We start from the raw sequence: 15,586 nt of genomic DNA, 5'->3' as shown, positions 1-15,586 counted from the left end.
TCGTTAACGATGACGTGGGTATCCTGATTCAACGCGGCGCCCTCAGGTTTTTCGCGAGCAAGCCCGCTCCCACAGAAAAGCAGATCTGTTTTCGCTCTGGTCTTTGCTTTTGCTTTTAACACTCAAGCCGGCCGGTAGGCCGCTGTGCTCTTGATCTGCTTTTGATCTTGATCTTAGGCGCCCCGTTAAACCACGCTGGCCGAACGCAGGCTTTGGAGCGTGGGTAACCCGGCAGGACGCCGGGTTAGCCGTCCTGGGCCAGGGATGGCCCATGACGGCGGCCCACGGTCCAAAGCCGGAGTGAGGGCACACCGAGCCTAAGCGAGGTGCCGAGTGGTGGGGCAAGAGCGTTTTGCTTACTTTTGCGCTGTTCAAAAGTGAGCCGCTGTAAGAGCGGAACCATAAGCGGCCCTGACCCAAAAAACGGATATGTACCCAGTTCAAAAAGCCCGATAAGCCCGCATGAACAACCCAACCACTTCCTGCACATGCTCCTCGGCCGCCTCAGCGCTCAGTTGCCCCCCACACCCATACAACAAACAAAAATTCGCCGTCCCCTTGAGCAAGCAAAAAAAATGCTCCGCCGCGGTGAACGGCTTGGCAATACGCAATGCGCCACTCTGGTCGATCTTACCGAGCAGCCGCTCCATCCCCTGCAACATACGCATCGGCCCAGCCTCGAAAAAGATCTGCGACAACTTCGGATCCTGACTCCCGGAAGTCATCATCAACCGATGCAGGTTCACCGACTCCTCGCTATTGATCAGCACATGAAACCCGCGGGCGATATTGAGCAGCACCTTCTCCACCGGCACACCCTCGGGCAGCTCGAAATACATCACCGGTAACTGCTCTTCGCACTTGGCAACCACCGCCGCCGAGAACAGCGTCTCCTTGTCGGTGAAATGGCTGTACACCGTCAGCTTCGACACCCCGGCCTCCACTGCCACGGCATCCATGCTGGTACTGGCATACCCATTACTCAAAAACAGGATCTTCGCCGCATCAAGAATCGCCTGGCGTTTTGCCATGTCCTTGGGACGCCCGGGGCTATTGGTGTTCACAGGATTGTCAGACATTTTCACTTTATTACTGGACTGGTGAGTTTGGTATTAATAACATACTGGCCAGTATAATTATTCCTAGCACCATTAGCGAAAGGTCCTTCAGCATGCGCAGCTATTTCCTGCCACTCGCGTTGCCTGCCAGCTTGTTATTCCTGTTGGCTGCCTGTGGCCATGAAGAAGCGGCGCAAACCACCGTCCGCCCGGCCATGGTGGTTCAGCCAGAGCCTTCGGCGCAGGCTTCCGACAGCTACCCGGGCGAGGTGCGTGCACGCTATGAACCCGACCTGGCCTTTCGCATTGGCGGCAAAGTCAGCCGACGACTGGTGGAGGAGGGCGAGCGCGTCAAGGCCAACCAGCCCCTGGCCGAACTCGACCCTCAGGACGTACGCCTGCAACTGGAAGCCACCCGCGCCCAGGTCGCCGCTGCCGACGCCAACTTGAGCCTGGTGCGCGCCGAGCGTGACCGCTACAAGACCCTGATGGACCGTCAGATGGTCAGCCGCTCCCAGTACGACAACTCCGAAAACCTCTACCGCTCCGGTGAAGCACGCCTCAAGCAGATCAAGGCCGAATTCGACGTGGCCAATAACCAGGCCGGTTACGCCGTGTTGCGCGCACCCCAGGATGGCGTGGTCGCCAAGCGTGCAGTGGAAGTCGGCCAGGTGGTGTCGGCCGGCCAGACCGTATTCACCCTGGCCACCGATGGCGAGCGGGAGGTGTTGATCAGCCTGCCGGAGCAAAGCTTCGGGCGTTTCAAGATTGGCCAGCCGGTGTCCGTGGAACTGTGGAGCCAGCCTGACCAGCGCTTCAACGGCCGCATCCGCGAACTGTCGCCGGCTGCCGATCCAAAGTCGCGAACCTTCGCCGCCCGCGTCGCGTTTACCGGCGGCAAAGTGCCTGCGGAACTGGGGCAGAGCGCTCGCGTCTTCATCCAGGCTGACGGGGTGATTCCCCTGGCGGTGCCGCTGTCTGCCCTGAGCGCGGAGAACGGCGCGTCCTACGTCTGGGTGGTGCAGCCCGACAATACCCTCAAGCGCACACCGGTGCGGATCGGCGCCTTTGGCGAGAAAACCGTGCCGGTGCTGGAAGGCTTGAACCCCACTGATTGGGTGATCGCCGCCGGTGTGCATGTACTCCATGAGGGCCAGCAAGTGCGCCCGGTGGATCGCGCCAATCGAGTGGTAAGTCTGGCGGCCAAGGAGTAGTCCCCGATGGGTTTCAATCTTTCCGAATGGGCGTTGCGTAATCGCCAGATCGTACTGTTCCTGATGATCCTGCTGGCAGTGGTCGGCACCTTGTCCTACACCAAGCTGGGACAAAGCGAAGACCCGCCGTTTACCTTCAAGGCCATGGTGATCAAGACCAACTGGCCAGGCGCTACGGCCCAGGAAGTGTCGCGCCAGGTCACCGAGCGTATTGAAAAGAAATTGATGGAGACCGGCGACTACGAGCGCATCGTCTCCTTCTCGCGGCCCGGTGAATCCCAGGTCACCTTCATGGCCCGGGACTCGATGCACTCCGCAGAGATCCCGGACCTCTGGTACCAGGTGCGCAAGAAAATCAGCGATATTCGCCAGACCCTGCCACCGGATATCCAGGGTCCGTTTTTCAACGATGAATTCGGCACCACCTTCGGCAATATCTACGCCCTGACCGGCGATGGCTTTGACTACGCCGTGCTCAAGGACTACGCCGACCGCATCCAGATTCAGCTGCAACGGGTGCCGGATGTCGGCAAGGTCGAACTGCTGGGCTTGCAGGACGAGAAGATCTGGATCGAGCTGTCCAACCTCAAGCTCGCCACCCTCGGCCTGCCGCTGGCGGCCGTGCAGCAGGCGTTGCAGGAACAGAACGCGGTGTCCACCGCCGGCTTCTTTGAAACCCCGAGCGAGCGCGTGCAGTTAAGGGTGTCCGGCAACTTCAAGACCGTTAAGGAGATTCGCGACTTCCCGATCCGCGTCGGTGATCGTACGTTCCGTATCGGTGACGTGGCCGAGATTCATCGTGGCTTCAACGATCCACCGGCACCGCGCATGCGCTACATGGGCGCCGACGCCATCGGGCTGGCCGTGGCCATGCGTGATGGTGGCGACATCCTGGTGCTGGGCAAGGCCCTGGAAGGCGAATTCGCACGCCTGCAGAAGAACCTTCCTGCCGGTATGGAACTGCGCAAGGTGTCGGACCAGCCGGCAGCGGTAAAAACCAGTGTCGGCGAATTCGTCCAGGTGCTCGCCGAGGCCCTGGCGATTGTGTTGCTGGTGAGCTTTTTCTCTCTGGGCGTGCGCACCGGCATGGTGGTCGCCCTGGCGATTCCGCTGGTGTTGGCCATGACGTTTGCCACCATGTATTACCTCGGCATCGGCCTGCACAAAATCTCCCTCGGCGCGCTGGTGCTGGCGCTGGGCTTGCTGGTGGACGATGCGATCATCGCCGTGGAAATGATGGCGATCAAAATGGAGCAAGGGTACGACCGGCTCAAGGCCGCCAGTTTCGCCTGGACCAGCACAGCCTTCCCGATGCTCACCGGCACCCTGATCACGGCCGCGGGTTTCCTGCCGATTGCCACGGCGCAATCGAGCACCGGTGAATACACCCGCTCGATCTTCCAGGTGGTGACCATTGCGCTGCTGGCCTCGTGGGTCGCCGCCGTGATGTTCGTGCCGTACCTGGGGGAAAAACTCCTGCCGGACCTGGCGAAGATTCATGCGGCCAAACATGGCACCGACGGGCCGGATCCCTACGGCACACCCTTCTATCAGCGCGTAAGACGCCTGGTGGAATGGTGCGTGCGTCGGCGCAAGACGGTGATCGTCCTGACCTTGCTGCTGTTTATCGGCTCGGTGGCGCTGTTCCGCTTTGTGCCCCAGCAGTTCTTCCCGGCTTCCGGGCGACTGGAACTGATGGTCGACCTGAAACTGGCTGAAGGCGCGTCCCTGAGCAATACGGCCGACCAGGTCAAACGCCTTGAAGCCTTGCTCAAGGAACATGCAGGTATTGAAAATTATGTGGCCTATGTCGGTACCGGTTCGCCACGTTTCTACCTGCCGCTGGACCAGCAACTGCCGGCCGCCAGCTTTGCCCAGTTTGTGGTGTTGGCCAAGACCATCGAGGAGCGCGAAAGCTTGCGCACCTGGCTGATCGAAACCCTCAACGAACAATTCCCGGACCTGCGTTCGCGGGTTACGCGGCTTGAAAACGGCCCGCCGGTTGGCTACCCCGTGCAGTTCCGGGTAACGGGCGAGCACATCGAAGAAGTCCGGGCCCTGGCGCGGAAAGTGGCGGCCAAGGTTCGCGAAAATACCCACGTGGTCAACGTGCACCTGGACTGGGAAGAACCGAGCAAGATCGTCTACCTCAACGTTGACCAGGACCGCGCCCGTGCCCTCGGCGTGAGCACCGCCAACCTGTCGAAATTCCTCCAGAGTTCCCTTACGGGCTCCAGCGTCAGCCAGTATCGCGAAGACAACGAGTTGATCGAAATCCTGCTGCGCGGCACGGTGCATGAGCGCACCGAGCTGTCGCTGCTGCCAAGCCTGGCGGTGCCGACCGACAACGGCAAGAGCGTGGCGCTGTCGCAGATCGCGACCCTGGAATACGGCTTTGAGGAAGGCATCATCTGGCACCGTAATCGCCTGCCGACCGTGACCGTTCGCGCCGATATCTACGGCAAGGAACAACCGGCCACTCTGGTGCAGCAGATCCTGCCGACCCTCGAAGGCGTGCGCGCTGAACTGCCGGACGGCTACCTGCTGGAAGTTGGCGGCACGGTCGAGGATTCCGCCCGTGGGCAGAACTCGGTCAAGGCCGGTGTGCCGCTGTTTATCGTGGTGGTGCTGACCTTGCTGATGCTGCAATTGCGCAGCTTCTCCCGCACCGCGATGGTGTTTCTCACGGCGCCCTTGGGCCTGATCGGGGTGACACTGTTCCTGCTGGTGTTCCGCCAGCCCTTTGGGTTCGTGGCGATGCTGGGGACCATCGCGCTGTCGGGGATGATCATGCGTAACTCGGTGATCCTGGTGGACCAGATCGAGCAGGACATCAAGGCCGGCCTGGCTCCCTGGCAGGCGATTATCGAGGCGACCGTGCGGCGCTTCCGGCCGATTGTGCTGACGGCGCTGGCGGCCGTACTGGCGATGATCCCGCTGTCCCGCAGCGTGTTCTTCGGGCCGATGGCCGTGGCGATCATGGGCGGCTTGATTGTTGCGACGGCATTGACCCTGTTGTTCCTGCCCGCGCTGTATGCGGCGTGGTTTCGGGTGCGCAAGGAGGCGGTGTAAGGCTGCGAGTGGCAGGGGTGTCCTGTAAGGAAATGCCTCTGGTCATTCACACATAGACGCAAACTGCGACCCTGGGCGACGGAACGTTTGCCCGTGGTGCTCCACTCAGAATTGTCTGATTGACAGACGTCGTTGTCGGGGCCGCAAGCGTGCGGTCCCGATGAACAACAATGAGTTCATGGAGTGTCATATGTTTATTTTGTCTGCCCTGGCAGCTTTCAAAGGTGCTTTCCTGGGGTCACTGCTGGGCAATCTGTTGCCTGGTTCCAATAAAGAAGCTGATACGGCGCGACCGCACAAGCCCGGCCATGGACGGCCCGGTTTCAACCACGGCCATCACTCCCGACCAACGGGGCCTGTCCTGCCTGCGCGGCCCAAGCCGTATCACCAGGCGCCGGTGCATGAGGCCCACCAACCCTACCAGAGGTCATCGGCACTCTTTCCGATCCATCGATAGCCGCTGACTCGAGGCAGCCCGGGAACCACTCGGGCTGCCTTGCCACTCAGAGGGGGCTTTTGACCATAGATATCGAGGAGTGTGTATGATTTTTCCAGTACTGGTTTCACCACTGCACCTGTTGGGGGCTGTATTTGGAATAGGGCCGAATTCCGGTCGGTCCAATGGCAATGGCCAGCCCGAGATCAACATTAATATCAAAACCGAAAACAACACCACCAACATCAGCAACAGCAATGCCGTGGGTAGTGATTTGCCTTGCAAGTGCCGCTATTAAAAAAAACGCCCTGAATAGTTCAGGGCGTTTTTAGTTGCCGGGTATGGTCTACAGCGCGCCGAACACCTTCTTGGCCAAGCTGGTGGCAGCCGCCGCCGGGTTCTTGCGAATGGTTTCTTCCTGCTGGGCGATCATCTTGAACAGCCCGTCCAGCGCCTGTTCGGTCACGTAGCTTTCGACATTGGCGCTCTTGGCATCAATGGCGCCAAAGGTGGCGGCCTTGCCGGCGAGCGCGTTGTACTGCTGGGCCACGCCGACCTTGTCGGTAGCGGCCTTGACGATCGGCAGGAACTTGGCCCGGATCTCGTCACGGCTGCTTTTATTCAGGTACTGGGTGGCCGAGTCCTGGCCGCCGGTGAGGATGCCCTTGGCATCGGTCACGCTCATGTTTTTCACCGCGTTTACCAGGATCGGCTGGGCCTGGGTGACAGCAGACTCGGCCGCCTTGTTCATGCTGGTTTCAAGTTGCGTGACCTGGTCACCCATGCCGAACATTTTCAACTTGTCAGCGACTTTGCCCAACTTGCCCGGCAGGCCGATCTTCACTTCGGGGTTGTTGCTGAAACCACCGGGCACACCCAGTTGTTTCACGGCAATCTGTGCGCCTTGGGTCAGTGCATCCTTGAGGCCGCCGGTGGCGTCGCCCTGGGACAGGCTGCCGAGGGACAAGGCCATGGCGTTGGCACCGAGCAGCAAGCCGGCGCACAGGGCAGTGAGGCGAAGGGAGTTACGGAGCATGGGCGCTTCCTTATGTTCGATATTTTAATCAGTGTGCAACCGCATCCACGCGCAGGCGCAGCGGTTGTGGGTCCTGGCCGTTCAACTGCACGGAGTGCCGTTCGGTGGTGATAAACAGTAGCTTGCCCTCCAGTTCGATGCGAGCGCTCACCGAGTAACTGTGGCCAGGCTTGACCTGGGTCGGGTCGTAGCTCAGGTGAAAGGGCAGCGGCACCTGGCCTTTCACCGGGCCTTTCTGCTCGGCCAGGGTCACGGCCGGGGCGTCCATCAAGGACACATCCTGCAGGGTCACACTCAAGGTGGCGGCGGGCGGCAGGGCGATGCGTTGCAGGTAGAAGACTTCGCCATCGAGGCTGGCTTTGGGCGCGGGGCTCATGGTCTGGCAGGCTCCCAGCAGGGCGGTCAGGCCCAGGAGGATGATTTTTTTCATGGTGCAGCTCCTTGTCAACGGCGCCAGAAACACCCTGGCGCCTCGGTCACTCTAGTGTGTTTCTTCGGGTACCACAGGCTGGTCTGGCGCCTCTTCGCTGCGATGCAGTGCGACCTGGCGAATCGACAGGCGAATCTCCGCGGGCAATACGCGTTCGGCTGCACCTTCGGCCAGCTCACCCAGCAGCGGGTGATAGCTCAGTTTGCCGGCCTCGTCGCGACGCAGCACATCTTGCTCCAGCAGGGTCTGGATAAAATGTCGGAAAAGGCTCTTGTCGAAGAACTCCGGGGCATTCAGGCCGTGCAGGATCGACAGGCGCTGGGCCATGACCGTGCACAGGTCTTCCAGCTCTTCGGCGCTGATGCTGTTCTGGCCGCTGTTGAGCAGCAGCGAGATCGCCATGTAGAAGCGTTGCAGGGTCTGGGCGATGCTCTTGGACAGCAGGGTCAACAGCACAAACTGCCGTGAGCTCGGCGCCGGGCGCAGGTACACGTCGTTTTCAAAACGCAGCAGGCCTTGTTCGACGAAGGCGTCCAGCCACTGGTCGACCACAGCATCCAGCTCGTCCAGGGACCAGCGGATAAACAGCTCCGATTGCAGGTACGGGTAGAGCGCACGGGTATAGCGCAGGATCTGTTCGCGGCTCATCCGCGAGCTGCTCTGGAAGAAACTTGCCAGCAGCGCCGGCAGGGCAAAAATGTGCAGCACGTTGTTGCGGTAGTAGGTCATCAGGACGGCGTTCTGCTCGTCCAGGTAGAGGATCTTGCCCAGTGCATCGCTCTGTTCCGACAGCAGGTGCATGTCCTTGACGTGCTTGATCAGCGCCAGGCCGTCGCCTTCCGGCAGGGTGGTGTGGGGCGAGTAGGGCACCTTGCGCAGCAGTGCCAGGTACAGATCCAGCTGGCGCGCCATCGCCTGTTCGTCCAGGGCCAGGCGGGTGGTGGACAGCAGTGCGAGGGCCACCAGGTTCACCGGATTGATCGCCGCCGCTTCGTTCAAGTGTTGCGCCACCCGTTCGCCGAGGCGGTTGGTGGTTTCGTTGAGCCACGCCGGCTTGTAGTTCGGGCCCAGCTCCTGGGAGCGCCAGTCGGGCTGCTCGCTGTCGAGGAATTCAGCCAGCTTGATCGGTTCGCCGAAGTTCACGGCGACCTGGCCAAAGCGCTGCTTGAGGGCGCCGACCACTTTGAAAATATCGAATATCGACTCTTTCTTCTTGCTCGCACCGCGCAGTTCGCCCAGGTAAGTGCGGCCTTCCAGCACCCGCTCATAGCCGATGTACACCGGCACGAACACGATGGGCATGCGCGAGGAACGCAGGAAGCTGCGCAGGGTGATCGCCAGCATCCCGGTCTTCGGTTGCAGCATGCGCCCGGTGCGCGAGCGTCCGCCTTCGACGAAGTATTCCACCGGGAAACCCTTGGTGAACAAGGTGTGCAGGTATTCGTTGAACACCGAGGTGTACAGCGGGTTGCCCTTGAAGGTACGGCGCATGAAAAACGCCCCGCCACGGCGCAACAGGCTGCCGATCACCGGCATGTTCAGGTTGATCCCGGCGGCGATGTGCGGCGGGGTCAAGCCATTCTTGAACAGGAGGTAGGAGAGCAGCAGGTAGTCGATATGGCTGCGATGGCACGGTACATAGATCACCTCGTAGCCCTGGGCGACCTTTTGCACACCTTCGATGTTGTTGACCTTGATGCCGTCGTAGATCTTGTTCCAGAACCAGCTCAGCACCACTTCGAGGAAACGGATGGCGGTGTAGGTGTAGTCCGAGGCGATCTCGTTGCCATAGCGCAGGGCCTGGGCCTTGGCTTTCTCGGGGGTGATTTTCTCGCGTTCGGCCTCGTCGAGGATCGCCTGGCGTACCAGTGGCATGTTCACCAGGCCCTTCACCAGGTTGCGCCGGTGGGACAGGTCGGGGCCGATCACGGCGGTTTTCAGGTTACGAAAGTGCACCCGCAGGATGCGTTGGGCCATGCGCACGGTGCGTTCGTGGCCTTTATTGTGCTCGATCAACTCACGCAGGTTGATGGGCGCGGAGAATTGCACCCGGGTCTTGCGGCCCAGGATCAGGATGCTCAGCAGCCGGCGCAGGCGGCCGGTGACGGCCCAGCTGTCGGCGAACAGCAGTTTCCAGGGGCTGGACTCGCTGTCGGGCGACTGGCCCCAGAACACGCTGACTGGAATGATCTGTGCATTCTCTTCGGCGTGTTCGGTGAGCACATCCACCAGGCGGGTCAGGGTGGGTGGGGCGCCACGCTTGTCCTGGCGCCCCAGCCAGTCGGGGTCGGGCGTCAGGTAGAAGAAGGCTGCCGGCTCCATCAGCGGGCCGACCGACACCGGCAGCACCGGGCGCGGCAGGCCGGCCTTGGTACATTCGGTATCAACCACCGCCAATTCGGTGAGGGATGGAGATTGCAGGACGTAAAACACCGGACGACTGCGGTCGAGGTTCAAGGTAAGGGACGACTGGTTGATCGTCTCTGAGCGAACCCAGAGGTACAACAGCCGGCGCAAGGTGCCAAATACCAGACGGCGAAAGGGAGAACGGGTCATACGGCTTCTGCTTTGAGTGGGGAAAAAAACCGGGCAGGTGCTCGGGGCGCTAGTGTGCAGTATTAGCCGAAAATCGGCAAAAAAGCGGCGAAGTAATCTTGAGTTGAAGCTTTGTGAGCCTGTCTTATACTCGGCAGTTCAACTGCGACGACTCAACAATAAACGTACTTATAAAAAGCATGTGGGAGCAAAACAGATGGCAACGCGCGAAACCGGCAATGTGAAGTGGTTCAACGACGCCAAGGGCTATGGCTTTATCCAGCGGGAAGATGGCAAGGATGTGTTTGTGCACTACCGCGCCATTCGCGGTGAAGGGCATCGTTCATTGGCCGAAGGCCAGCAGGTGGAATACGCAGTGGTGACGGGCGAGAAGGGCTTGCAGGCTGAGGATGTGGTGGGCCTGTAACCTTGGCGTGATCGTTCCCACGCTCTGCGTGGGAATGCTTCTTTGGACGCTCCGCGTCTGCTTTTAATCGTGACGCGGAGCGTCACAGGTTGCATTCCCACGCAGAGCGTGGGAACGATCCCTCAGGTTGTTTTCCAGGTGATCTGCTCTTCACCGTCGGCGCTGATACGAATCCAGGTATCCGCGCTTTCTTCACCTTCTTCCTCAACCCAGCTGCCCGGCGCGCAACGCACTTCGACGTTCAGCGCGGCAAAGGCTGCGCGGGCGCAGGCGATGTCGTCTTCCCACGGGGTCTGGTCGCTTTCCAGGTACAGGCTGTTCCATTTGCCTACGGCTTTCGGCAGCCAGGTGGCCGGTACGCTGCCGGCTTTGCACTTGTAGGTCTGGCCGCGCTGGACCCAGTCGGTGCACGGGCCCAGGGCGGCGCCCAACCAGGCGGCGATGGCCTTGTGGTCGACGTCGGCGTCCTTGAGGTAAATCTCGATATCAGGTTGGCGCATGGATGTTCCTCGTTGCGGGATTTTGAAAATCCATTCGCGGATTCGGTGTGGGCCCCGAGGCCCACAAAAATAATGGGTTATTGAAGCACGAAATAGTCGTAGCGCATCGACACAGTGACCAGCAGCGGTTCGGCGGCTTCGATCACCCGGGCCCGGCGTTCGGCACTCGCGCGCCAGCCGTGGGGCGTCATCGCCAGCAGGTTGGCGCGATCCTTGGGGTCGGCCAGGCTGAGCTTGAACTCCAGGGTTTCGCTGTGTTGCAGGCTCATGCCCTGCGGCACCAGCGCCAGGTGCTTGTCGTCGGTGTACTCGCGCACTTCGTCGTACAAACGCTCACGCAGCTCCATCAGGTGGCCGCGGGTCGGGCCGACTTTCATCAAACCACCACCCGGGCTGAGCAGGCGCTTGGCCTCCAGCCAGTCCAGTGGGCTGAACACGCTGGCCAGGAACTGGCAACTGGCATCGGCCAACGGCACCCGGGCCATGCTGGCGATCAACCAGGTCACCGTGGGGTTGCGCTTGCAGGCGCGCTTGACCGCTTCCTTGGAAATATCCAGGGCATAACCATCGGCGCGCAGCAGGGCGTCGGCGATCTGCGCGGTGTAGTAACCCTCGCCACAGCCGATGTCGAGCCAGCGCTGGGGTTTGCGTTCCGCAGCCAGTTCGGCCAGGCGCCTGGCCACCGGGGCGTAATGCCCGGCGTTGAGAAAGTCGCGGCGCGCTTCCACCATCGCCAGGTTGTCGCCCGGGTCACGGCTGTTCTTGTGCTGCACCGGCAACAGGTTCAGGTAACCCTGGCGCGCCCGGTCGAAACGGTGCCCGGCCGGGCAGGCTACGCCGTTGTCCACTTCCTGTAGCGGTGCGCTGCAAATGGGGCAAGCGAGCATCAGGCGAGCAACTTGATCAGGGTCTGGTAGTAGATTTCGGTCAGCACATCGAGGTCGCTGGCGAGGATGCGCTCGTTGACCTGATGGATCGTCGCGTTGACCGGGCCCAGCTCCACCACCTGAGTGCCGAGGGTCGCGATGAAGCGCCCATCGGAGGTGCCGCCGCTGGTGGACGCCTGGGTCTCGCGACCGGTGACGGCCTTGATGCTGGCGGAGACCGCATCGAGCAACGCGCCCGGTTCGGTGAGGAACGGCAGGCCCGACAGCGCCCACTCCACATGCCAGTCCAGGCCATGCTTGTCGAGAATCGCCGCGACCCGCTGCTGCAGGCCTTCGACGGTGGACTCGGTGGAGAAGCGGAAGTTGAACACCGCCGTCAGGTCGCCCGGGATCACGTTGGTGGCGCCGGTGCCGGAGTTGAGGTTGGAAATCTGGAAGCTGGTAGGCGGGAAGAAGGTGTTGCCATCGTCCCAGTGCTCGGCGGCCAGTTCGGCCAGGGCCGGAGCCGCCAGGTGGATCGGGTTCTTCGCCAGGTGCGGGTAGGCCACATGGCCTTGCACGCCGCGCACGGTCAGGGTGGCGCCGAGGGAGCCGCGACGGCCGTTCTTGACCACGTCGCCCACCAGGGTGGTGCTCGACGGTTCGCCGACGATGCACCAGTCCAGGCGCTCCTTGCGGGCTGCCAGGCGTTCGATCACGGCCTTGGTGCCGTGGTGCGCCGGGCCTTCTTCGTCACTCGTGATCAGGAATGCGACCGAACCCTTGTGGTCCGGGTAGTCGGTCACAAATCGCTCGGAAGCGACCAGCATCGCCGCCAGGCTGCCTTTCATGTCGGCCGCGCCACGGCCGCAGAGCATGCCGTTTTCATCGATCAGCGCGTCGAACGGGTCGTTCTGCCAGGCCTTGACCGGGCCGGTCGGCACCACGTCGGTGTGGCCGGCGAAGCACAATACCGGGCCTTCGTGTTTGCCGTGGGTGGCCCAGAAGTTATCGACATCCTCGATGCGCATCGGCTCAAGCGCAAAACCGGCGTCGCCCAGGCGCTGCATCATCAGCTTCTGGCAATCGGCGTCGACCGGCGTCACCGACGGGCGGCGGATCAGGTCGATAGCGAGTTGGAGGGTCGGCGAAAGGTCGGCGTGGGCCGTCATGTAAAAACTCCAGAAGCATGTCAGGGCGCAAGGCTTATGTGGGAGGGGGCTTGTGTGGGAGCGGGCTTGCTCGCGAATACGGAGTGTCAGTCAACAATGTATGAACTGACCCGGCGCATTCGCGAGCAAGCCCGCTCCCACACAAAGCAATGGCCTGGGCCAAGTCTCACAAAATGGCCGTTATCTTATAGCAAAACGGCGGCCAGAGGCCGCCGTTTAGTGCATTGCGCAGGATTTTAAGCAGCGGCCACAGGCTCTTGCTTCGGTGCCGGTTTCGGCAGCGACGACAGGAACGCCATGATCAGCGCCGCCACATACGGCAGCGACTGCACCAGCAACATCACCACCCAGAAGCGCATGTCATTGCTCGGCAGGCCCTGCACCAGGTAAATCCCCAGTGCCGCACCCCACAACAGCAGCATGATGAACATCTCTTCCCGGGCTTCGGAGATCGCCACCCAGAAACCGTGGTTATCGGCGTTCTTCGGTGTACGGAAGAACGGAATGCTGGTGGTGAAGAACCCGTACAGCACCGCCTTGGCGATGGTGTGCGACAACGCCAGCCCGGCCAGTGCCGCGCAGAACGCATCTTTCAGGTTCACACCCACCGCACGACGGTAGAGGAAGATGATCTTGCCGACCTTGAACACGAACAACGCCAGTGGCGGGATCGCGAAAATCAGCAGCGGCGGGTCAACCCGCGTCGGCACGATAATCATCGCCGCCGACCACAACAAGGCGCCCACGGTGAAGAAGATGTTCATGCCGTCGGCCACCCACGGCAACCACCCCGCGAGGAAGTGGTAGCGCTGGCCACGGGTCAGCTCGGTGTCCTTGCCGCGCAAGAGGCTCGCAGTGTGGCGCTTGATGATCTGGATCGCGCCGTAGGCCCAGCGGAAACGCTGTTTCTTGAAGTCGATAAAGGTATCGGGCATCAGGCCCTTGCCGTAGCTGTCGTGGTAGTACGCCGCCGACAGGCCCTTCTCGAAGACCCGCAGGCCCAGCTCGGCATCCTCACAGATGCACCAGTCGGCCCAGCCCAGCTCTTCCAGCACCGAGCGACGGGTCATGGTCATGGTGCCGTGCTGGATGATCGCGTCACGGTCGTTGCGGGTGACCATGCCGATATGGAAGAAGCCTTTGTATTCCGCGTAGCAGAGCTTCTTGAAGGTGCTTTCGTTCTGGTCGCGATAATCCTGTGGCGACTGCACCACGGCGATTTTCGGGTCGGCGAAGTGCGGCACCATGTGCTTGAGCCAGTTTGGCGACACGCAGTAATCGGAGTCGATCACCGCGATCACTTCGGCATCCTTGGCGGTGTGCGGGATCAGGTAGTTCAGTGCGCCGCCCTTGAAACCGGCCAGGGGCGAGACGTGGAAGAACTTGAAGCGCGGGCCGAGGGTTTCGCAGTAGTCGCGCACCGGCTCCCACACGGCCGGGTCCTTGGTGTTGTTGTCGATGATCAGGACTTCGTAGTCCGGATAATCGAGGGCGGCCAGGGCGTCGAGGGTCTGTTTGACCATCTCCGGCGGCTCGTTGTAGCACGGCACGTGGATCGAGACTTTCGGGCGGTAGTCCGAATCCCCTTCAACCGGCAGGAATTCACGCCGGCGTTTGTGGGTCCAGACTGCTTCGGCCAGCTCATGGGCTTCGGTCAGCAACACGATAAATACGCCCAGGGCGCCGAGTGCCAGCAGGAAGCCCACCGTCAAGCTGAACCAGGTGCTGTATTGCTGGCTGTAGTCATAACCGATCCACACCAATACCGACCCGCACAGGAACGCGATAAAGGTCAGGAACGTACGGCCGCGCTGGCGCAGGGCCGAGCCGTCGATCATCAGCAGGGTCAGGGACAGCAGCGCAAGCACCACCGAGCCGATCGCCAGCACTCGCCATTGCGGAATCGCGACCACCGGGCCATCAAAGTTGAATTTCTGCTGGCGTGCGGCGTTGAACACGCCCCAATAGGCGCCTACAGAGCCTTCGTCGCTGGCTTTCCATGGCTGGTCAAACGCTTCGATCACGAAGTAGTTGTAGCCCTGGCGGTTCAGCGTGTTAACCAGCGTGCGCAGGTAAATCGCCTGGTCGGCGGGGGAGGCGTCAGCACCGCCACGCATCCGGCCGTTGCTCGGCCAGCCAACCTCCGACAGCAACAGCGGCTTTTTCGGGAAGGTCTTCTTCAGGTCCCGTGCGCGATCGAGGACGAACTGGCCGGCCTTGTCCACCGGGATATGTTCCCAGTACGGCAGGATGTGCGCGGCGATCAGGTCGACGTGCTTGGCCAGTTGCGGGTTGTGTTCCCAGATGTGCCATTGCTCGGAGGTGGTCACGGGCACCTTGACGGCGGCCCGTACCCGATCCAGCAGCACGATCAGCGCTTCCGGAGTGATTTCCTCACGGAACAGCGCCTCGTTGCCCACCACTACCCGCACTACGCTGCGGGAGCTGTTGGCGATTTCGATGGCGCGCTGGATCTCGCGCTCGTTGCGCTCGAGGTCCGGACTGATCCAGATCCCCAGGGTCACCCGCAGGCCGAATTCTTCCGCCAGCTTGGGGATATCCCCCAGGGTGCCGTCGACCGAGTAGGTACGGATGTTGTCCGTCAGCTTGCTCATGATCGCAAGGTCCTGACGCATTTGATCGTCGGTCGGATACTGGTCTTTCTGTGGGTACTGGCCTTGCTGGAACGGCGAGTACGAAAAACCGGAGATCTGCTCGGGCCAGTTAGGGGCATTGACCGGGCGGTTGATCAGCGCCCAGAAGCCGGTGAACAGCGCGGCAATTGCCAGCACCACCACCAGGTTGAGTCCAAATTTACGCGATGACATGGCTATTTCGGG

At 61.4% G+C, this 15,586-nt stretch carries 12 protein-coding genes; 4 read left to right on the top strand and 8 right to left on the bottom strand.

Annotated features, from left to right (window positions below):
• Nucleotides 1–440: 440 nt before the first annotated feature.
• Entirely contained in the window at nucleotides 441–1,079 is a 639-nt protein-coding gene (locus tag HX805_RS30730) for a TetR/AcrR family transcriptional regulator (RefSeq protein ID WP_008430503.1), read from the bottom strand.
• 92 nt (nucleotides 1,080–1,171) lie between these two features.
• On the opposite strand from HX805_RS30730, the gene HX805_RS30725 reads away from it, so the two are divergent.
• From HX805_RS30725 to HX805_RS30715, 3 genes are all read left to right on the top strand, one after another.
• A complete protein-coding gene (locus HX805_RS30725) occupies nucleotides 1,172–2,272 on the top strand; it encodes an efflux RND transporter periplasmic adaptor subunit (RefSeq protein ID WP_003219359.1) in 1,101 nt (366 codons plus the stop codon).
• Between the two features lie 6 nt (nucleotides 2,273–2,278).
• The gene (locus HX805_RS30720) at nucleotides 2,279–5,344 is read left to right on the top strand and encodes an efflux RND transporter permease subunit (protein WP_134325827.1); all 3,066 of its coding nucleotides are present in this window, start codon (nucleotides 2,279–2,281) and stop codon (nucleotides 5,342–5,344) included.
• Between the two features lie 542 nt (nucleotides 5,345–5,886).
• Nucleotides 5,887–6,078: a hypothetical protein gene (locus HX805_RS30715; RefSeq protein WP_177117599.1), complete on the top strand. Its 192-nt coding sequence runs from the start codon at nucleotides 5,887–5,889 to the stop codon at nucleotides 6,076–6,078.
• A gap of 48 nt (nucleotides 6,079–6,126) precedes the next feature.
• On the opposite strand, the gene HX805_RS30710 is transcribed toward HX805_RS30715, so the two are convergent.
• Genes HX805_RS30710 through plsB form a run of 3 tightly spaced genes read right to left on the bottom strand, consistent with a single transcriptional unit; the run spans nucleotide 6,127 to nucleotide 9,802 of the window.
• Nucleotides 6,127–6,816: a DUF4197 domain-containing protein gene (locus tag HX805_RS30710; protein ID WP_003219356.1), complete on the bottom strand. Its 690-nt coding sequence runs from the start codon at nucleotides 6,814–6,816 to the stop codon at nucleotides 6,127–6,129.
• A gap of 28 nt (nucleotides 6,817–6,844) precedes the next feature.
• Nucleotides 6,845–7,246 carry a YbaY family lipoprotein gene (locus HX805_RS30705; RefSeq protein ID WP_003219355.1) on the bottom strand — a complete coding sequence of 134 codons (402 nt, stop codon included), beginning with the start codon at nucleotides 7,244–7,246 and terminating at the stop codon, nucleotides 6,845–6,847.
• A gap of 51 nt (nucleotides 7,247–7,297) precedes the next feature.
• A complete protein-coding gene (gene plsB, locus HX805_RS30700) occupies nucleotides 7,298–9,802 on the bottom strand; it encodes a glycerol-3-phosphate 1-O-acyltransferase PlsB (RefSeq protein WP_177117598.1) in 2,505 nt (834 codons plus the stop codon).
• A gap of 196 nt (nucleotides 9,803–9,998) precedes the next feature.
• Between plsB and HX805_RS30695 the strand changes: the two genes are divergently transcribed.
• Nucleotides 9,999–10,208 (top strand): cold-shock protein, encoded by a 210-nt coding sequence (locus HX805_RS30695; protein ID WP_003219353.1) that lies wholly within the window; start codon nucleotides 9,999–10,001, stop codon nucleotides 10,206–10,208.
• Nucleotides 10,209–10,330: 122 nt separating this feature from the next.
• Here the strand turns inward: HX805_RS30695 and HX805_RS30690 are convergent, their stop codons facing one another.
• The 4 genes from HX805_RS30690 to HX805_RS30675 form a co-directional block, all read right to left on the bottom strand.
• On the bottom strand, nucleotides 10,331–10,708 hold the full coding sequence (locus tag HX805_RS30690; RefSeq protein ID WP_177117597.1) for a hypothetical protein: 378 nt from the start codon (nucleotides 10,706–10,708) through the stop codon (nucleotides 10,331–10,333).
• 77 nt (nucleotides 10,709–10,785) lie between these two features.
• Entirely contained in the window at nucleotides 10,786–11,595 is an 810-nt protein-coding gene (locus tag HX805_RS30685; RefSeq protein ID WP_177117596.1) for a putative RNA methyltransferase, read from the bottom strand.
• Nucleotides 11,595–12,746 (bottom strand): succinyl-diaminopimelate desuccinylase, encoded by a 1,152-nt coding sequence (dapE, locus tag HX805_RS30680; protein ID WP_008430488.1) that lies wholly within the window; start codon nucleotides 12,744–12,746, stop codon nucleotides 11,595–11,597. Before dapE ends, HX805_RS30685 begins: the two co-directional genes overlap by 1 nt.
• 236 nt (nucleotides 12,747–12,982) lie before the next feature.
• Complete coding sequence (locus HX805_RS30675; RefSeq protein WP_003219347.1) at nucleotides 12,983–15,574, bottom strand: glycosyltransferase; 2,592 nt, start codon at nucleotides 15,572–15,574, stop codon at nucleotides 12,983–12,985.
• Between the last annotated feature and the right edge of the window lie 12 nt (nucleotides 15,575–15,586).

Source organism: Pseudomonas sp. G5001 (assembly GCF_013385475.1).
Classification (GTDB): Bacteria; Pseudomonadota; Gammaproteobacteria; order Pseudomonadales; family Pseudomonadaceae; genus Aquipseudomonas.
This window is presented reverse-complemented; position numbering and strand designations above follow the sequence as displayed.